Annotated in this window: 16 protein-coding genes and 1 pseudogene; 6 read left to right on the top strand and 11 right to left on the bottom strand. The window is 71.7% G+C overall.

The window, feature by feature from the left end; all coding sequences use genetic code 11:
* The first annotated feature begins 28 nt into the window (after window positions 1–28).
* The 4 genes and pseudogenes from ACWEQO_RS23170 to ACWEQO_RS23155 all read left to right on the top strand — a co-directional run bounded on the left by ACWEQO_RS23170 (window position 29) and on the right by ACWEQO_RS23155 (window position 4,039).
* Complete coding sequence (locus ACWEQO_RS23170) at window positions 29–628, top strand: TetR/AcrR family transcriptional regulator (RefSeq protein ID WP_452985053.1); 600 nt, start codon at window positions 29–31, stop codon at window positions 626–628.
* 116 nt (window positions 629–744) lie between these two features.
* Window positions 745–3,012, top strand: a complete 2,268-nt coding sequence (locus tag ACWEQO_RS23165; protein ID WP_452985052.1) for an MMPL family transporter — start codon at window positions 745–747, stop codon at window positions 3,010–3,012.
* A 163-nt stretch (window positions 3,013–3,175) separates the two neighbouring features.
* Window positions 3,176–3,673, top strand: a pseudogene (locus ACWEQO_RS23160) (EamA family transporter); the annotation flags it as partial.
* Between the two features lie 81 nt (window positions 3,674–3,754).
* On the top strand, window positions 3,755–4,039 hold the full coding sequence (locus tag ACWEQO_RS23155) for a DUF1876 domain-containing protein (RefSeq protein ID WP_361452258.1): 285 nt from the start codon (window positions 3,755–3,757) through the stop codon (window positions 4,037–4,039).
* A gap of 15 nt (window positions 4,040–4,054) precedes the next feature.
* On the opposite strand, the gene ACWEQO_RS23150 is transcribed toward ACWEQO_RS23155, so the two are convergent.
* From ACWEQO_RS23150 to ACWEQO_RS23125, 6 genes are all read right to left on the bottom strand, one after another.
* Window positions 4,055–5,242 carry a serine hydrolase domain-containing protein gene (locus tag ACWEQO_RS23150; RefSeq protein ID WP_452985094.1) on the bottom strand — a complete coding sequence of 396 codons (1,188 nt, stop codon included), beginning with the start codon at window positions 5,240–5,242 and terminating at the stop codon, window positions 4,055–4,057.
* Window positions 5,243–5,333: 91 nt separating this feature from the next.
* Window positions 5,334–5,789, bottom strand: coding sequence for an organic hydroperoxide resistance protein (locus ACWEQO_RS23145; RefSeq protein WP_361452261.1), 456 nt, complete (start codon window positions 5,787–5,789; stop codon window positions 5,334–5,336).
* A 119-nt stretch (window positions 5,790–5,908) separates the two neighbouring features.
* Window positions 5,909–6,370 carry a MarR family winged helix-turn-helix transcriptional regulator gene (locus ACWEQO_RS23140; protein ID WP_361452264.1) on the bottom strand — a complete coding sequence of 154 codons (462 nt, stop codon included), beginning with the start codon at window positions 6,368–6,370 and terminating at the stop codon, window positions 5,909–5,911.
* Between the two features lie 10 nt (window positions 6,371–6,380).
* Window positions 6,381–7,172, bottom strand: coding sequence for an energy-coupling factor ABC transporter ATP-binding protein (locus ACWEQO_RS23135; RefSeq protein WP_361452267.1), 792 nt, complete (start codon window positions 7,170–7,172; stop codon window positions 6,381–6,383).
* A gap of 11 nt (window positions 7,173–7,183) precedes the next feature.
* Window positions 7,184–7,945, bottom strand: a complete 762-nt coding sequence (gene cbiQ, locus ACWEQO_RS23130; protein ID WP_452985051.1) for a cobalt ECF transporter T component CbiQ — start codon at window positions 7,943–7,945, stop codon at window positions 7,184–7,186.
* A 15-nt stretch (window positions 7,946–7,960) separates the two neighbouring features.
* Complete coding sequence (locus ACWEQO_RS23125) at window positions 7,961–9,055, bottom strand: energy-coupling factor ABC transporter permease (RefSeq protein WP_452985050.1); 1,095 nt, start codon at window positions 9,053–9,055, stop codon at window positions 7,961–7,963.
* A gap of 168 nt (window positions 9,056–9,223) precedes the next feature.
* Here ACWEQO_RS23125 and ACWEQO_RS23120 point away from each other — a divergent pair, with 168 nt between their 5' ends.
* Complete coding sequence (locus tag ACWEQO_RS23120) at window positions 9,224–9,595, top strand: SsgA family sporulation/cell division regulator (RefSeq protein WP_361452276.1); 372 nt, start codon at window positions 9,224–9,226, stop codon at window positions 9,593–9,595.
* A gap of 76 nt (window positions 9,596–9,671) precedes the next feature.
* On the opposite strand, the gene ACWEQO_RS23115 is transcribed toward ACWEQO_RS23120, so the two are convergent.
* Both ACWEQO_RS23115 and ACWEQO_RS23110 read right to left on the bottom strand, forming a co-directional pair.
* Window positions 9,672–11,348: a penicillin-binding transpeptidase domain-containing protein gene (locus ACWEQO_RS23115; RefSeq protein ID WP_452985049.1), complete on the bottom strand. Its 1,677-nt coding sequence runs from the start codon at window positions 11,346–11,348 to the stop codon at window positions 9,672–9,674.
* Between the two features lie 155 nt (window positions 11,349–11,503).
* Entirely contained in the window at window positions 11,504–13,153 is a 1,650-nt protein-coding gene (locus ACWEQO_RS23110; RefSeq protein ID WP_452985048.1) for a penicillin-binding transpeptidase domain-containing protein, read from the bottom strand.
* 234 nt (window positions 13,154–13,387) lie between these two features.
* Between ACWEQO_RS23110 and ACWEQO_RS23105 the strand changes: the two genes are divergently transcribed.
* A complete protein-coding gene (locus ACWEQO_RS23105; RefSeq protein ID WP_452985047.1) occupies window positions 13,388–14,818 on the top strand; it encodes a S41 family peptidase in 1,431 nt (476 codons plus the stop codon).
* A gap of 119 nt (window positions 14,819–14,937) precedes the next feature.
* Here the strand turns inward: ACWEQO_RS23105 and ACWEQO_RS23100 are convergent, their stop codons facing one another.
* From ACWEQO_RS23100 to fxlM, 3 genes are all read right to left on the bottom strand, one after another.
* On the bottom strand, window positions 14,938–15,126 hold the full coding sequence (locus ACWEQO_RS23100) for a hypothetical protein (protein ID WP_452985046.1): 189 nt from the start codon (window positions 15,124–15,126) through the stop codon (window positions 14,938–14,940).
* A gap of 239 nt (window positions 15,127–15,365) precedes the next feature.
* A complete protein-coding gene (locus ACWEQO_RS23095; protein ID WP_452985045.1) occupies window positions 15,366–16,460 on the bottom strand; it encodes a hypothetical protein in 1,095 nt (364 codons plus the stop codon).
* An 87-nt stretch (window positions 16,461–16,547) separates the two neighbouring features.
* Window positions 16,548–18,629: a methyltransferase, FxLD system gene (fxlM, locus tag ACWEQO_RS23090; RefSeq protein WP_452985044.1), complete on the bottom strand. Its 2,082-nt coding sequence runs from the start codon at window positions 18,627–18,629 to the stop codon at window positions 16,548–16,550.
* Window positions 18,630–18,634 lie beyond the last annotated feature (5 nt).

Raw genomic sequence — 18,634 nt, 5'->3', positions numbered from 1 at the left:
AGATCAGGAGCGAGAAGAGGTGGGCGGGATGGCCGAGGTCGCGACGGCGCGACGCAGCCGGATCACCCCGGAGCGCGTGGCCGAGATCTACGCGGCCGTGCTCGACCTGCTTCGCGAGGTCGGGTACGACGCCCTCACCATGGACGCCGTGGCCGCCCACACCCGGTCCAGCAAGGCCACCCTCTACCGCCAGTGGGGCGGCAAGGCCGAGCTGGTGGTGAGAGCCATGCGATGCCAGAAACCGGACAGCACCGGCGACATCGACACCGGTTCCCTCCAGGGTGACCTGCACGGACTCATCGGCCGCGAGGGCGACTACGTCATGGAGCAGAACGCCGCCCTGATGCGGGCGCTCGCCATGGCGGTCCACACCAACGACGACCTGCGGCGCGCCTTCAGAGACCTGTTCGTGGAACCCGAGATCGACGAGTTCCAGGGGATCCTCCGGCGCGCGGTCGAGCGCGGCGAGGTCCACCCGGACAACCCGGCGCTGGGCTACATGGTGCACATGCTCGTCGGCGCGTTCGCCACCCGGACGCTGATCGACGACCAGCCGCCCACGCGGGACTTCCTCATCTCGTACATCGACGCCGTGGTCCTCCCCGCCCTCGGCGTCTCCCCCCGCTGACCGCCCCGGTCGGCTCTCTCCATCCATCATCACCACCTGACGGACGCCACCGCTCACGTCGTCGGGCTGGACCACCCTGCCCTGAGAATCCACGACCTGACCGGGAGTACTCCCTCGTGGCCACATTCCTGTATCGACTCGGACGCTTCGCCTTCAGGCGACGACACTTCACCGCCCTGTTCTGGGTGGCGCTGCTGGCACTCGCCGGCGTCGGCGCGGCCGGCGCTCCCGCGGCCGGCAACGCCTCGTTCTCCATCCCCGGCACCGAGGCCCAGAAGGCCTTCGACGTGCTGGAGGAACGCTTCCCCGGCGCCAGCGCCGACGGAGCGACCGCACGCGTCGTCTTCAAGGCGCCCGCCGGCGAGAAGATGACCGACGCCGGCAACAAGGCGACCGTCCAGAAGACCGTCAAGGAGCTCTCCGGCGACTCCCAGGTCGCCCTCGTCACCGACCCGTACCAGGGCGGCGGCGTCAGCCAGGACGGCGCGGTCGCCTACGCCTCGGTGAGCTACAAGGTCTCCGGCATGGAGCTGGAGGACTCCTCGCGCGACTCCCTGAAGGCCGCAGCCGGGAACGCCCGCGACGCCGGACTGACCGTGGAGATCGGCGGTGACGCGCTGCAGGCCGTCCCGGAGACCGGCACCGCCGAGATCATCGGCATCGGTGTCGCCGCGGTCGTCCTGGTCATCACCTTCGGCTCGCTGCTCGCGGCCGGCCTGCCGCTGCTCACCGCGATCATCGGTGTCGGCATCGGCGTCGCGTCCATCACCGCGCTGGCCTCCACCCTGGAGCTCGGCTCCACCACCTCCATCCTGGCCACGATGATCGGCCTCGCCGTCGGCATCGACTACGCGCTGTTCATCGTCTCCCGCTACCGCACCGAACTGGCCGAGGGCAGGGAACGCGAGGACGCCGCGGGCCGCGCCGTCGGCACCGCGGGCTCCGCGGTGGTCTTCGCCGGACTCACGGTCGTCATCGCCCTCGTCGGCCTGTCGGTCGTCAACATCCCGATGCTGACCAAGATGGGCATCGCCGCCGCCGGCACCGTCGCCATCGCCGTCCTCATCGCGCTCACCATGGTCCCGGCACTGCTCGGCTACGCGGGCGGCAAGGTCCGCCCGGCCGGCGAGAAGAGCAAGCTGCTCGGCGGCGGCCGCGCCAAGAAGACCGCCACCGGGACCGCCACCGGGACCGGCACGGCGCAGCGCCCGAACATGGGCACCCGCTGGGCGAGCTTCGTCGTGCGCCGTCCCGTGGCCGTCCTCCTGCTCGGCGTCGTCGGCCTCGGCGCGGCGGCTGTCCCGGCGAGCTCCCTGGAACTGGGTCTGCCCGACGACGGTTCGCAGCCGACCTCCACCACCCAGCGCCGCGCCTACGACCTGCTGTCCGAGGGCTTCGGCCCCGGCTTCAACGGCCCGCTGGTCGTCGTGGTCGACGCCAAGGGCAGCGACGACCCGCAGGCCGTCTTCCAGCAGACCGGCGACGAGATCAAGGGCCTCGACGGCATCGTCACGGTGGCCCCGGCACAGCCCAACGAGGCCGGCGACACGGCCACGATCACCGTCATCCCGGACTCCAAGCCGTCGTCCGTGGCGACCGAGGACCTGGTGCACGACATCCGGGACGCCGGAGCGGGCATCAAGGCCGACGCCGACGGCACCGGCAGCGGCAGCGGCACCGGCAGCGTCGATGTTCTGGTCACCGGCGCCACGGCGATGAACATCGACGTGTCGCAGAAGCTCAACGACGCGCTGCTGCCGTACCTGACCCTGGTGGTCGGGCTGGCGTTCCTGCTGCTGATCGTGGTCTTCCGGTCGATCCTGGTCCCGCTGAAGGCGGCCCTCGGCTTCCTGCTCTCCGTGCTGGCCGCCCTGGGCGCCGTGGTCGCGGTCTTCCAGTGGGGCTGGCTGTCCGGCCTGATGGGCGTGGAGGAGACCGGCCCGGTCATGTCGATGATGCCGATCTTCATGGTCGGCGTGGTCTTCGGACTGGCCATGGACTACGAGGTGTTCCTGGTGACCCGGATGCGGGAGGCCTTCGTCCACGGGGAGAACCCCGGCCAGGCCGTGGTGACCGGCTTCCGGTACAGCGCCCGGGTCGTGACCGCCGCAGCGGTGATCATGATGGCCGTCTTCTCCGGCTTCATCGGCTCCAGCGAGGCGATGGTCAAGATGATCGGCTTCGGCCTCGCCGTCGCCGTCCTCTTCGACGCGTTCGTCGTCCGCATGGCGATCGTCCCGGCGGTGCTGGCGCTGCTGGGCAAGAAGGCCTGGTGGCTCCCGAAGTGGCTGGACCGCGTCCTGCCCAACGTGGACGTCGAGGGCGAGGGCCTGCGCACGCAGGACGACAGGAAGGGCGAGGACCGGGAACTGGTCCACGCCTGACACCACCGGACCGCAGGACATCGACTCCTGCGGTCCCCTCTACCAGCCGGTGAGGGCCCCGTGGGGACGGGGAGCCCTCACCGGCTTCCCCGTTCCGCGCCCGCCGTGCCTCCTGTGCCTGCCGGGTCTGCCGTGCCCGCCACCTGGGCACACCCGGTCGCCTGCCGCCGGGATCACCCTGTCCTGCGCGGGACTGACCGGCGTCGCCCTGTGGGGGCTGCGCGGGCACCGGCCCGACCGGGCGGCGATCGGGGCGGCGCCGGCGACCGGGCTGACCATCGCCGCGTACACCGTGGTCGACGGCCTCGGCGTACGTGCCTCCGGCTCCTCCCTCGGCTATATCGCCTGGCTCATGGCCGTCCAGGGCACGGTCATCCCGGCGTACGTGCTCTGGCGCCGGCGGTCCGGCACCACCGCCCTGCTGCGTCCGCACGCGTCCCTCGGCCTGCTCGGCGCGGCCCTCTCCGTCGCCGCGTACGCCCTCGTCCTGTGGGCGCAGACCCGGGCGCCCCTCGCCCCGGTCGCGGCCCTGCGGGAATCGTCGATCATCGTGGGCGCCGGTATCGGGGCGCTGTTCTTCCGGGAACGCTTCGGTGCCCCGCGGGTCGCCGCGGCCGGGCTGCTGGTCGTCGGGATCGGGCTGATGCCGCGCGCGGGGTAGCGGTGGCGGGGCCGGGGCGATGGGGTGCGGGCGGAAGGGAGGAGGGGCACCCTGGAAGCAGGACTTCCGGAGGTGACCGTCATGACGAGCACGATGCGCACCACGGTCGGGTGGCACGTCGACATGGAGTTCATGGAGGACGACCAGCACACGCGCGCGGTGGCGATGGTCCGGTTGCCCGACGGGACCGAGGTACGGGCCCGCGGGCACGCGAGCCGGCACCACGTCGACGCGAACCAGCCCAGGGTCGGGGAGGAGGTCGCCGGCGCACGCGCGTTGAACGAACTCGCGATGCAACTGCTGACCAAGGCGCACGACGAGATCGACGAAGCGTCCGGCCGGACCTCGCACCCGATCCACGTGTGAGCGGCGCGGGGCGAGCTAGCCGGCGAGGGACGAGCGCACCGCCCGTACCAGGGCCTGGGCGCGGGGATCGGAGGTCACCGTCGTGCGGAAGCCGTTGGTGACGTAGCCGAAGGCGATGCCCGACTCCGGGTCGGCGAAGCCCAGGGAGCCGCCGCGGCCGGGGTGGCCGAAGGAGCCCGGGGCCAGCAGTGGCGAGGCGCTGCCGTGCAGCATGTAGCCGAGGCCGAAGCGGGTGCCGACGACCAGGACGCGGTCCGGGCCCGCCGACTCCTCGGCGCGGGCGCGTGCGACAGTGGCCGTCTCGAAGAGGCGCACGCCGTCGACCGGCCCGATCAGCGCGGCGTAGAAGCGGGCCAGTCCGTCCGCCGTCGCGATGCCGTTGGCGGCGGGCTGGGCCAGTGCGCGGAAGGCCGGGTCGTTCGGGTCCGGGGACGGGCTGATCGCGGCGAAGGCCCGGCGGGTGAGGGAGGCGGGGTCGTCGTAGGCCGCGGTGACCGAGCGCTTGGGGCGGGTGCGGAGCGCGCCGGACGGCTCGGGTCCCTCGACCGGGCCGACCCGCCCCACCCGGCCGGCCTCCGCGTCGGGCAGCCCCAGCCAGAATTCGAGCCCCAGCGGAGCGGCGATCCGGTCCGCGATCCACTCGCCGACCCCCTGCCCCGTCACGCGCCGGACCAGTCCGTCGAGCAGCCAGCCGTAGGTGAGGGGGTGGTAGCCGTGGTCGGTGCCCGGCTCCCACACGGGCGCCTGGGCGGCGACCGCCTCGGCGCCCCGCAGCGGGTCGAGCGCCTCCGCCGGGGTGAGCGGGCGGTCGAGGAGCGGGAGCCCGGCCCGGTGGTTCAGCAGGTGCCGGACCAGCACCCGCTCCTTGCCGTGGGCCTTGAACTCCGGCCAGTGCCGGCCGACCGGCGCGTCCAGGTCCAGTTCGCCGTACTGGTGCAGCAGCAGGGGGACGGCGGCGGCGACGCCCTTGGTCGCCGAGCGCACGACCTGGGCGGTGCCCCGCCGCCAGGGCTCTGCGCCGTCGGCGCCGTCTGCGCCGTCCGTGCCGTTGACGTCCTTGGTACCGGCCCACAGATCGACGACCCGGCGTCCGTTCCGGTAGACGGCGACGGCGGCTCCCCGGTCCCCGAGCTTCTCGAAGTTCCGGGCGAACGCCTCCCGCACCGGCTCGAAGCCCTCGGCCACTGTGCCGTGCACGACCATGCCCACGTCCGTCGGCCCCTTCCCCTTCACGTACCTGCGACAGTGGGTGCAACCGCCGCCGTCCGCCTGTGATTCCTTGGGGGAGGCCGGATCAGCCCAGCACGATCGTCACATCGATGTTGCCGCGGGTGGCGTTGGAGTACGGGCAGACCGCGTGGGCCGCGTCCACCAGCCCGGCCGCGAGGCCGGCGTCCAGGACCGGGAGGGAGACGCTCAGGGCGACCGCGAGCCCGTAACCGTGCTGCTTGTTGGGGCCGATGCCGACCTTCGCGGCGACGGTGGAGCCGGTGAGGTCGTAGCCGGCCCGGTTGCCCACCAGGATCAGGGCGTTGTGGAAGCAGGAGCTGAAGCCGGCCGCGAACAGCTGCTCGGGGTTGGTCCCGTCGCCGTCGCCCCCCAGCGCGGGAGGCATCGCGACCTTCAGGTCCAGACGGCCGTCCTGGGTGGTGACGTAGCCGTTCCGACCGCCGTGCGCGGTGGCCTCGGCGACGTACATGATCTTCGTCGGACGGGTGTCGGCGGCGGCGACAGCGGTGCCCTCGGTCATGGCTGGACCTTCCCGGAATCAAGTGTGCGCAAATGCATCGTGCACAAGGTACTGGCGAGTAGCAAGTGGCCGCCACCAGGGGGGAGCAACTACGAGTAATGCGTGGTCGGTGCGCGTGGTCAGTCCGACCGCTCCGCCGCCGCGTCCGCCCTCCGGGCCAACCGCCACAGTTCCTCGCGCAGCCTTGCCACCTCGGCACCCGTGAGCCCGGTCGTCGTGAGCAGCGCGCCGGGCACCCGAGCCGCCCGCTCCCGCAGTTCCTTCCCGCGCCCGGTGCACGCGATCAGCACCGAGCGCTCGTCGTGCGCTGCCCGTTCCCGGCGGACCAGGCCCGCGCCCTCCAGTCGTTTCAGCAGCGGCGACATCGTGCCGTAGTCGAGGCGCAGGGCCGACGCCAGCTCCTTGACCGTCGTCTCCCCCCGCTCCCACAGCGCCAGCAGCACCAGATACTGCGGGTAGGTCAGCCCGAGTTCGTCGAGGAGCGGGCGGTACGCGGCCGTCACCGCACGCTGGGCGGCGTACAGCGCGAAGCACAGCTGCTCGTCCAGCAGCAGTGAGCCCTCGGTCTCCTCGTTCGTCACACGCCCATTGTCACGGACGGCCGGGTGCGCCCGGCGCGGCCGGCACCGATCGGGGGTCGAAGCCGTACGGCAGTTCCAGGCGGTGCGCGCGCATCAGGGCGTCGTCGGCGAGCAGGTCGGCGGTGGGGCCGTCCGCCACGATCACCCCGTCGCTGAGGATCAGCGAGCGCGGGCACAGCTCCAGGGCGTACGGCAGGTCGTGGGTGACCATCAGGACGGTCACGTCCAGCGAGCGCAGGACATCGGCCAGTTCGCGGCGGGAGGCGGGGTCCAGGTTGGAGGACGGCTCGTCCAGGACCAGGATCTCCGGCTCCGTCGCCAGCACCGTCGCCACGGCCACCCGCCGCCGCTGGCCGAAGGAGAGGTGGTGCGGGGGCCGGTCCTCGAAGGCGGCCATGCCGACCCGGGCCAGCGCCCGGTCCACCCGTTCCTCCAGCTCCGGGCCCCTGAGCCCGGCTGCCGCCGGACCGAACGCCACGTCCTCCCGCACGGTCGGCATGAACAGCTGGTCGTCCGGGTCCTGGAAGACGATGCCGACCCGGCGCCGGATCTCGGCCATGTGCCGCTTGCCGACGGGCAGTCCGGCGACGGTGACCGTGCCGGTGCCGCCGGACAGGATGCCGTTGAGGTGAAGGACCAGGGTCGTCTTGCCGGCGCCGTTGGGACCGAGCAGCGCGACCCGCTCGCCGCGTGCGAGGGAGAAGTCGACGCCGAACAGGGCCTGTCGGCCGTCCGGATAGGCGAAGGCGAGGCCGGAGACCTCGAGGGAGGCCATCGCCGCACCCGTCGTACCAGCACTCATCACGACTCCCGTCACAGCACCCGGCCCAGCACGCAGACGACGAGGGCGGCGGCCGGGAGGGACAGCGCGCAGGACCACTGCGCCCGGCCCACGGCCACCTCGTCGACGATCGGCATCGCACCGGAGTAGCCGCGGCTGAGCATGGCCAGGTGCACCCGCTCACCGCGTTCGTAGGAGCGGATGAACAGCGCGCCCGCCGACTTCGCCAGCACACCCCAGTGCCGGACACCGCGCGCCTCGAAGCCGCGCGACTCACGGGCGATCCGCATGCGCCGCATCTCGTCGGCGATCACATCGCCGTAGCGGATCATGAAGGAGGCGATCTGCACCAGCAACGGCGGGAGTTTCAGCCGTTGCAGGCCCAGCAGCAGCTCGCGCAGTTCGGTCGTGGCGGCCAGCAGGACGGAGGCGGCGACGCCCAGGGTGCCCTTGGCCAGCACGTTCCAGGCGCCCCACAGTCCGTTCACGCTCAGGGACAGCCCGAGCACGTCGACCCGCTCGCCCTCGGCCACGAACGGCATGAGCGCGGCGAAGGCGACGAACGGCACCTCGATCAGCAGCCGCCCCAGGACGAACCCCGCCGGAACCCGGGCCGCGTACGCGACCAGGCCCAGCAGTACCGCGTACGCCCCGAAGGCCCACACGGCCTCGCGCGGGGTGGCCACCACGATCAGCACGAAGGCGAGGACCGCGGTGAGCTTGGTGTGCGGCGGCAGGGCGTGCACGGGGGAGTGTCCGTGCCGGTACAGCCGGTGGGTGTGGCCGCTGCCCATGTCAGACGCCCATGGTCAGACACTCGTGTCGTTGTTCGTGCGGGTGTTCGCGTGCACGTCCATCGGTGAGGACGCGTCCGTCCCGTCGCCCGCGCGACGCCTGCGGACCACCCGGAAGACCCCGGTTCCCGCGACGACCGTGACACCGACGCCGATCACGCCCGCGAGGCCGCCGGAGAGCCGGGCGTTCTCGACGTCCTTGACGCCGTAGTCGGCGAGCGGGGAGTCGGCGGCATCGTGTTCCTCGGCCTTCTCGTCGATGCCGTGGTCGGCGGCGACCTTCTCCAGTCCGTCCGGATGGGCGGAGGCGTAGAAGCTGACGCCTCCGGCGAGGACCAGCGAGGCGACCAGACCGGCGATCCAGACCCCGCGCGGGGACCAGGCGGTGGCCGGGGCGTGGGACGGCTCGGGCTCCGGGGCGTCGACCAGTTCGCCGTTCACCCGCAGCTTGAGCCTTTGCCCCAGTCCGCGCGCCCCGTACACCAGGTCCGGGCGGACGGAGAGGACGGCTCCGACGGTCAGGGCCGTGATCACGGCCTCCCCGAGGCCGATCAGGAGGTGGACGCCCACCATGGCGGTGGCGACCTTGCCGATCGCGACGTCCGTGGTGCCGCCGATCGCGTAGATCAGGGTGAAGGCGAGCGCCGAGGCCGGGACCGAGACCAGGGCGGCGACGAAGGACGCCGCGGTCACCGACCGGCGGCTGCGCGGCAGCGCCTTCACCAGCCCGCGGAACAGCGCGTACGCGACGACCGCCGTGACGAGCGCCATGCAGGTGATGTTCACGCCGAGCGCGGTCAGGCCGCCGTCGGCGAAGAGGACGGCCTGCATCAGCAGGACGACCGAGACACACAGCACCCCCGTACAGGGGCCCACGAGTATCGCGGCCAGCGCACCGCCGAGCAGATGGCCGCTGGTGCCTCCCGCGACCGGGAAGTTCAGCATCTGCACGGCGAAGATGAACGCCGCCACCAGTCCTGCCAGCGGCGCCGCCCGCTCGTTCCCGAGTTCCCGGCGCGCGCCGCGCAGACTCACGGCCACGGCGCCGGCGGCGACCACGGCGGTGGTGGCGGACACGGGGGCGTTGATGAACCCATCAGGGACATGCACTGTTCGATGATGCGCGCTCTTGCAACTCACTCGCAAGAGTGCGGGAACGGCCTTGGCGCATCCGTGACCGGGCCCGCACGGAGGGTGGGATCGCGAAATGTGTGCGACATTGTCAGTACAAGTGGGTACACGGCTTTCGTACAGGTAGCGCACCATGAGGGGCCACCCATGAACGCAGTCGAGCAGTACGCACGTGCGCAGATCGTCACGGACGCGGACGCCCCGCAGGCCGCGGACCGCGGGACGGTGCCCGTGACGCTGTGCTACGACGCCGAGCGCGCCCCCCGCACCGTGACGGTGCGGATGCCCGGCCCCGGGAACCGTGAGTGGAGCGCCCCCCTCGCGCTGCTCGAACAAGGGCTGCGCGCCCCCGTGGGGAGCGGCGACGTGCGGGTGTGGCCGTGCGGACGGGTGCAGACCGTCGTGGAGTTCCACTCCGCGCAGGAGGTGTCGGTGGTGCAGTTCGAGACGAAGGCCCTGACGCGGTTCCTGCGGCGCACCCACGCGGCAGCGGCGACCGCCGCACCGGTCCCGCACTGATCGGGCCGACCGTACCGACCGCGTCGGCGGGGCGGCGGCCGGTGAACCGCCGCCCATGTCCGCGCCCGCGTCCGGTTCAGCCGTCGCCGAGCTTCAGCAGGCTCGCCACGATCGGACCCGCCGTCTTGCCGCCGTGGCCGGCCGCCTGCACGACCCCCGCCGCCGCCAGGTCCCCGCGGTACGCGGTGAACCAGCCGTTGGGCTTCTTCTGATTGTCGACCTCGGCCGATCCGGTCTTCGCGCCCTTGTCACCGCTCACCCCGGCCATCGCCGTCGCCGCCGTGCCGCTGGTCGCCGTGTACGACATCAACTGCCGCAGCTGCGACAGCGTCTCCGGCGACATGGTGCGCGCGGCCGTGGCCAGCGTGCGGTTGTCCACCTCCGGCGCCACCAGGTACGGCTGGTGGAACACGCCCGCCTTGACGGTCGCCGACACCGACGCCATGTTCAGCGGGTTCATCCGCACCCCGCCCTGGCCGATCAGGGAGGCCGCCATGGGGGCGTCCTTCTGCACCGGCACCGCGCCGTCGAAGGACGGCACCCCGATCTGCCAGTCGTCCTTCGCGAGCCCGTAGACCTGCTGCGCGTGCTGGGTCAGGTCGTCGTCCGTCAACTCGGGCGCCTGGCTGATGAAGGCGGTGTTGCAGGAGGCGCCGAAGCTGTCCCGGAACGTTCCGCCCTTGATGTCGAACTTGTCGAGGTTCTGGAACTTCCAGCCGCCGTAGCTGAAGTACTTCGGGCACGGGTGCTTCTCGTCGGCGGACGCGAGGCCCTTCTCGATCAGCATCGAGGCGGTGAGCACCTTGAACGTCGAGCCGGGGGCCAGCGACCCCTGGAAGGCGGTGTTGAAGCCGCGCGAGGCGTTCGCGGCGGCGAGGATCTCACCGGTCGACGCCCGCAGCACCACCACCGACGACCTGGCCTTCTTGGCCACCTGCTCCTCGGCCGCGGCCTGGAGCTTCGGGTCCAGCGTGGTCCGCACCGTGCCGGGGGTGCCCTTGCTCAGCTCCAGCACGGTCTTGTCGGAGGCCTCGGCCTTCTTGGACTCCTCGCCGCGGACCACGCGCAGTTCGATGCCGGCCTCGCCGCCCGCCGTCTTGCCGTACTTCTCGCGCAGCCCGTCCAGGATCAGCCCGATGGACGGGTAGGTGGCGGTGGTCAGTTCGCCGCCGTCCCGGTCCAGCGCCTTGACCGGCGGGGTGCCCGCCTCCCCGGTGACCAGCCGGTCGCCGTCCTTGAGGTCGGGGTGCACGACGGAGGGCGCCCACGCGACCTGCGGTTCGCCGTCCCCGGCCCGGCGTACGACGGTCAGCGTGCTGTCGTAGGCGAGCTGCTCGGTGAAGTCCCCGTACGCCACCGTGCCCTTGACGGAGAACGGGACCTTGTCGCCGGTGCGGGCGCCGGCGGTGAGGGCGACGTCCTTGACGCGGGCGTCCTTGGTGTAGCCGGTGAGCAGGGCGGTGGCCGCCTCCGGGTCGTCGGTGGCCTCGGCGGCCTCGCTCACCTTGCCCTGCTGCCAGGCGGTGAGGAAACGGTCGGCCGCGGCGGTGACCTCGGCGGCGGACAACGGGCCGGTCCTGACCTCCTCGGCCTGCTGGGAGGAGGACGTCCGGGTGCCGTCCCCGTCCTCGCCCCCACCCCCGAACAACGCGTAGGCGCCGAGCCCGGCACCCCCGACGACGACGGCGATCACCCCGCCGAGCACGGCGGGCGGGGTCTTCCGTCGCTCGGCGACGCGCTTTCTGTTGCCCACTGCTTGTCCGATCCTCCGCAAAAAAACTCCGCCGGGCTCCCCCGATGCCCGCGCGCTGCCCTCGTGGCGCTCGTCCGCCGTGGCTCTCACCCGCCACGGCGCTCACATGCCAACGACGGCCACCAGCCTAGAGTCCCCTCTTCCGCGCGTCGTGCTCAGCCACCTGCTCGTAGCACGGCTGCGACAATCGGACCGGCCGCGTCGCCGCCGTGGCCGCCCTGCTGGACCATGGCCGCCGCCGCCACGTCGTTCCGGAAACCGGTGAACCAGCTGTCGGAGGCGGCCTTGTCGTCGGCCTCGGCGGAACCGGTCTTCGCGCCGATGTCGCCGCCGAGCCCGGCCATGGCCTTCTGGGCGGTGCCCTGGGTGGCGGTGAGCCGCATCATCTGCTTCAACTGGGCGGCGGTGCCCGCCGGAAGGCCCTTCGCCCGCGCCAGCTGCCGGCCGTCGAGCTCCGGGGAGACCAGGTACGGCTGGCGGAAGGCGCCGGTGATCGCGGTCGCCGTCACCGACGCCATGTTCAGCGGGTTCATCTGCACCTGGCCCTGGCCGATGGCGCCGGCGGCACGGTCCGGACCCGCGACGGCGGGAACACTGCCGTCGAAGGAGACGATGCCGGTCTTCCAGTCGTCCCGGCCCAGCCCGAACCGCTCCTGCGCCTCCTGGCTGAGCGAGGCGTCGGTGAGCGGGTCCTCGTCGATGAGCTTGATGAAGGCGGTGTTGCAGGAACGCAGGAAGCTGTCGGCGAGGGTGGCGTTCTCGTTCGGCTCCATGTCGGTGAGGTTCTTGAAGGTCTGGCTCTGCCAGGTGGCGGTGGGCGGGCAGGGCGCCGGGCCGTTCATCGAGGTCACGCCGTTGTCGATGAGCATGGCCGCGGTGACGATCTTCATGGTGGAACCGGGGGCGACCTGCCCCTGGAACGCCGCGTTGAACCCGTCCTCGCGGTGGTTGGCGACCGCCAGCACCTCGCCGGTGCTCGGCCGCACCGCCACCACCGACGACTCGGCGAACCCCTTCACCGCCTTCTCGGCCGCGGCCTGCACCCCCGCGCTGAGCGTCGTGCGCAGCCGGCCGGGCTCGCCCTCGGCGAGGGTCAGCAGCGTCGTGTCGCCGGCGCCCTCGCCCGCGGCCCCGTCGGCGTGCCGGATCACCAGCTCGACACCGGAGGTGCCGCCCGCCTCGTCGCCGTACTTCTCGCGCAGGGTGTCCAGGATCGGGCCGAGGGAGGGGTACTCCTCCTCGGTGAGCACCGCGCCGTCCCGGTCCACGGCCTCGATCGGCGGCTGCGCCGCCTCCCCGGTGACCAGGGTGTCGCCGTCCTTCAGGTCCGGGTGGACCACGGACGGCTGCCAGTCGACCAGCGCGCGCCCGGTGGTCTTCCCGCGCACGACGGTCAACTCGCTCTTGTAGGTGAGGGGTTCGGACTTCCCGTCGTAGGAGACGGTCGCCTTCACCCGGAAGGGGACGGTGGTGCCGGTGGCCGTGCCCGGCGTGATCTCGACGTCGGCTATACGGGCGTCCTCGCCGTAGGCCGCCAGTAACGAGCCCGCCTCCCCGGCGTTGTTCGTGTACGACGCGGCCTGCTCGGCCTGCGCCTTCTCCCAGGCCGCGAAGAACGCCCCGCTCGCCTTCGCGACCTCCTCCTCGTCCGGCGGCCCGGACCTCTTGGTCACGGTCGCGTCTGAACCGTCGCCGCTCCCACCGCCGTTCACCGCCGACACGATGTTGTAGACCCCGTACCCGGCCCCACCCACCATGACCGCGAACACACCACCGATGACGGCGGCCTTGACCCCCTTGCCCATCGGGTTTACCCCCTCCCCGCCGGACCCCCCACGCCTTCTGAACGTGTTCAGGACGTTCGGCGAGTGAGCACTTTACGCACAAGGAGTGACGGGAGGGATGGCTGTTTCCGATTGTTGTCCGAACGGATACGGGTGGTCAGGAGGCCGGAGGCAGTCGCCCGCCTTCTCTGGCCCGACACCCTCCGGTGCCCGGTTGACCGCAATGCTCACAAGGCCTGCGATACGTTCGCGCTCATGGTGTGGAGACGATTGCTGCTGGTGGGGCTCGCCGCGGTGCTGACCGCCTGCTCGGGTCCGGACCGCACCCCCGGCGACCGGAACGCGGCGATCGAGGGGACATGGCAGAGCGCCGGGTACGGCTACGTCTTCGACATCGCCCGGGACGGCGCGGGGAAGACGCGGCTCACCTCCTACGACCGGACGGCGGGGAGCTGCCTCGGCGGGGACTCGTCGGCGTCGGTGGACCGCGAGGGCGACGCGACGTCCTTCGGCGAGGACGGCGAGGCCGAGCTGATCGTCCGCAGGCAGGGAGACCGGCTGATCGTGCGGGAACCGGGGTCGGTCGGGCACATCCGTATGAACCGGATCGAGGAGCTGCCCGACTGCCCGTCCGACGTCCCGGAGGACGCGGCCGACCGCAGGCTGCAGACCTTCGACGTCTTCTGGCAGAACCTCGTCGAGCACTACCCGCCCTACCCGCACCGGAAGCTCGACACGGCGCGCAGGGAGCGCGACCGGGCCACCCTCGCCGAGCACAACACCGACCGGACGCTCGGCGAACTGCTGGGCGACACGGTCCGCGAACTCGGCGACATGCACACCGGCATCGAGGGGGAGGACCTCAGCCTCTACGGCAAACGGCCGGGCACGCGCGAATCCGACGACGTGGACACCGACGCCCTCCGGCCCGCGATCGAAGCGAGGCTGGGCAAGCGGCTCACCCCCGTCATCGACGACGGGGTGGAGTACGCCGGCGGACTGCCGGACGGTCTGGGATACCTGCGCATCACCCGGTTCGACGACTTCGCGGACGAGTCGTACGACGCCGACCGGAAGAGGTTCGAACAGGCCCTGGACACGGTGTTCACCGTCGCCGAGAGGGACGGCCGGCGCGGCCTCGTGCTCGATCTGCGCCTCAACGACGGAGGTTTCGACGAGCTCGGCATCGCCCTCGCCTCCCGGCTGACGGACGAGCCCCACTTCGCGTTCCAGAAGCGGGCACGCGACACGCAGGCGGCCTCCGGGTTCACGCCGTACCAGAGACTGCGGGTGCCGCCCAGCGCCCGCCCCGGCTTCCACGGACCGATCGCGCTGCTGGTCAGCGACCTCACGGTGAGCGCGGGCGAGACGGCGGTCATGGCCCTGCTGAACCGCTCGCCGAAGCCCACCCTGATCGGCCGCCCGACGCAGGGCGTCTTCTCGGACCAACTGTCGCGGACCCTGCCCGGCGACTGGTACCTCGACCTCAGCAACGAGGACTACCGGGACGCGACCGGGCAGAGCTTCGAGGGCCGCGGCATCCCGGTCCCACGGGAGTTCCGCACCCCCGTCTTCACGGCCACGGAGCTCGAACGCCGCTGCGACTCGGCCGTCGCCCGCGCCCTCGACCACCTCGCGGACAACCCACCGGGAACGACGGAGCCGTGCCCGCGCGGATCCACCTGATGACACCGCCCGTCGGCCGCCCGGCCTGACACGACCCTGGAACCGAGCGTGCCGAGGGGCGTGAGCCGGCTCGGTGCGCACACTCGTTCATAGATTGCGAGGGTGACTCTCGGCGGCGGTCATGCCGTCCCGGTGTCGTCCGCCTGCTCGCCCTCCGCCTGGGACGGCTCGGTCCTGGGGACGTCCGGGTGTGTGGCAGCGCGTTCGACGGGATCGTCACGCTCGCCTTCGGCCTGCGAGGGCGTGTGAGAGTACAGCCACGGTTCGTAGTCAGAGTCTCCGGCGTCTCCGGCGTCTCCGGTTTTCATGACAGGCCTCCTCGGTCGCTCGCCTTCCATCCTCCCCCGCTCCTGTGCGGACCGCAGCAGGGCCGGGGTCGTGCCGGTTCTTGGCGAGTCGGGGGCCGCCCTGGGCGCCGCTGGGACTGTCCGGCCGATCGGGAGGGTCGTTGGCTTGGGAGTGAGCCAGCGGGCGGGCGGTGATCGGCGGGGCAGTGGCATGTCCTGGCCGTGGAAGCAGTTGCGCCTGATCACGGTTCGGCGGATGTTCACGTAAGGCTTTCCTGGATCACGCTGTCACTGGCGCGCAGTACTCCTGTCAGTTCCGCTTGCAACCGGTCCGGCATAGTCCCTGCCCCGAGAGCACAGGCATGAACGAGAGCGAGGCAGTCCTGTTCTTGTCGGTCGGTGGCGAGCGCGACGAACAGAGGGTGCGCCAGGTCTTCGCGGGCCGCGTATCCGTCTTCGGCGTTCACTGTCCTGCGGTGCAGTTCCTCGACGACGCTGCGTGCGCCGGGCGCCTCGGCGGAACCGATCGCGTCGAGGACGGTGAGCCCGAGCCGGATGTCGAAGACGGTCATCCCGGGTTCGATCTTCCGCTCGGAGTAGGTGGTCACCAGGTTCGCCAGGTGATCGTCGACCGACAGCCCGTCGTCGCGGTAGCACAGGGTAGTCAGGCACTCCGTGACGGCCTGCTCCCACGGGGCGCCGGGCATCGTGTCGTCGAGGAGAGCAGCGGCTGATGCCGTGTCACCTGCGACGAGGGCTGCGAGTACGGCGACTTGGCGCCCGTCGAGCATCCGCCTGCCTACGCCGCGCTGAGCTTCGATGTGGGCCAGGGCCTCGGCCCAGCGTCCCTCGGTGGTGAGAGTGCGGGTGCCGTCGGCGAGGAGCACGCGCCACAGCCACGCGCGGACCTCGTGGCGGTCCTCATCGGTCGCAGTGAGGTCCGCCGGTACCACGATGCCGTCGAACCGGGCAGCCGTGCCCGCTTCGACGGTCTCGTACAGGTCGAGCAGTCGCTGACGGCCCTCGTCTGCGCGACCGGCGCGGATCTGGAGGCGGGCGAGGTTGACGACCGGTTCCAGGGCCCGGATCGCGCTCATGCCGGGCAGGGGGCAGGCGCGGATGTAGGCGGCGGCGTGCTGGTGGCACATCTCGCGTGCGAGGTCGGGAAGGTCGAGATCGGAGGCGATGAGCGCGGCCTGGTTGTAGACGGCCGATGCGAGCCCTTGATCGCTCTTCTTCACCGCGGTGTCGGCCAGGTCGACGAGCGCGCGCACGCGCTGGGGCAGCGGCAGGCAGGCGGGCCGGAACCGGGCGACGAGCGGGAAGCGTTGGGCTGTGGGTCCGTGCGGGTCCATGGGTCCCCCGGGCGTGAGTGAGAACTACTGAGGTGCCGGTGCCCGCCGGCCGTAGGACGGCGGGCACCGTCCGCTCCACGCGGTGCGTCACTGCCAGTCGACGATGATGCGGTTCAGCGGGGTGTCGAGAGTGAAGAGGCCGGGGCGATGCTCGGTCGCGGGGGCGTCGAGGGGCTGGATTTCGAACGTGGCCTCACGGCCGCGGTAGCCGTGGTCCCAGGTGCGGATGGCATCGGCGACCTTCGCGGCCAGTTCGTCGCTGCCCGGACCGTGACCGATGACGCCGAACTCCCAGAGCTTGTCGCCCTCCGAAGTCTTCTCCTCCGACAGGCGTCGGGCGAGGTAGGTCACGGCGCCCTTGTCGACGACGGCGGCCGACGAGGGGTAGGGGTCCTCGGTGAGCAGACCGCCCTTGGCGCTCCGGGGGAACAGCATTCGCATGAGGCCGGAGGGAAGGGAACAGGTGACGAACAGTTCCATCCACTCCGGCGACTCCATGGCGCGGACCGTCATGCCGGTCCACTCCTCGGTGCGCGGCTGCTCCAGGACACCGGCGAGGGCGTCGGCGTCGAAGTTGTGGCCTGCGGGGGCCTGGAGCCGGACGGTGCCGTCGGCGCTCAGCGGGATGGCTCGGCGGTCGTCGTCGGCGATGCCACGCCGGAGCGGCATGAAGGTGTTCATCTCACTGCTGAGGGACATCCATCGGCCGTCGCGCTGTTCATAGGCGATGGACCGGGACACCGTGCCCTTGAGGCGTTGGGGGACGAGGAGTCGGCCGCCGGGTGCGAGCTGCTGCAACCATGCGTGCGGTACGCCGTGCGCGCCGACGGTGGCGATGATCCGGTCGTACGGCGCTCCTTCGGCGTAGCCGAGGGCTCCGTCGCGGGCCACGGCCTCGACATGGGTGATCCCGGCGGCGGCGAGGTGCGCGCGGGCGCCCTCCACGAGGTCGTCGTCGACGTCGAGGGTGGACACGTGGCCGCGCTCACCGACGAGGTGGGCCAGCAGGCCGGCGTTGTAGCCGGTGCCGGCGCCGAGTTCGAGGATGCGCTGGCCGGGCTGGACGTCGAGCTGATCCAGCATGAGGGCGACGACGCTCGGCTGGGAGGCACAGGAGATGGACGTGCCGTCGGTGTCGTACTTGATGTGCACCGGTGCGTCGGCGTAGGCGTCCTCGAGTGACGCTTCGGGCACGAACATGTGGCGGGGCACGGCCCGCAGCGCGGTCTCGACGGCGTTCGTGCGGGCGTGTCCATCCGCACGGATCTGGTCGACCAGGGCGTTGCGGAGGCGCTCGGCGTCCGCCGTGGGGGTGGTGGTCGTGTCGGTGTTCACCACGTTGACGCTATCGGCGTCGGCCGTTGCCCCGGCGGGCGACGCGGTGTGGTTACTCGTTCCCATGACTGCCTCTCGTGCGATGTTGGACAGGGTGCTCTGCTCGTCCCGGAGGAGACCGGCGCGGTTGGCGTGGAAGATCACGTGGTGGGCGAGGACCGCTCGCAGGCCACGGGTGAGGGCGCCGCGGGCGGAGAGGTCGGCGAGCGTGGCTCCTGCCCGTTCGAAGGCGGTCACCCATCCCTCGTGTGTGTGGAGCGGGCCGTCCGGACGGCAAAGGCCGTGGGCGTCGGCGGTCATGAGCTTCCGCGTCGCCGGGGCCAGTTCGGCTGCTCGTTCCGGTGGCAGAGGGTCGGTGGCCGGCCGGAAGGCGGCGACCTTCGCCCATACGTCGCCCTGTTCGAACCAGTCGAGTCCGGCACCGCGCATCATGGCGCTCGCCAGCAGGACGGCGGTCTCCTTGCGTCCCAGGTGCTCCGGGCTCGGCCGGTAGGCGAGCAGGTGGCGGGAATCGCTGTGGAACAGCTCGTGGGCGGCGTCCATGGCTTGCGAACCGCCGAATGCTTCGGTCTCGGGCTCGTAGATGCAGGGCAGCCACGACACGACTACGCCGTCGTCGACGAGATCGCTCAGCAGCGACTCGACGAGCGGCGAAGGCTCTTCGGCGAGATACCGCAGCGGCCAGGGCTGCTTGTTCATGAACCACCAGCAGGTGAGCTGCCCCTCGGCCTCGGCCGCGGTCAGGGCGGGGCCCAGGTGTTCGACGATGGCGGGCCAGGCGCTCTCGCGGTCGGCGAATGTGATGTTGTGCTGCTGCCAGCGATCGGGGGGCATAGGGG

Source organism: Streptomyces sp. NPDC004051, from assembly GCF_053604275.1.
The sequence above is the reverse complement of the archived record's forward strand: the minus strand, read 5'-3'. Positions and strand labels throughout refer to the sequence as shown.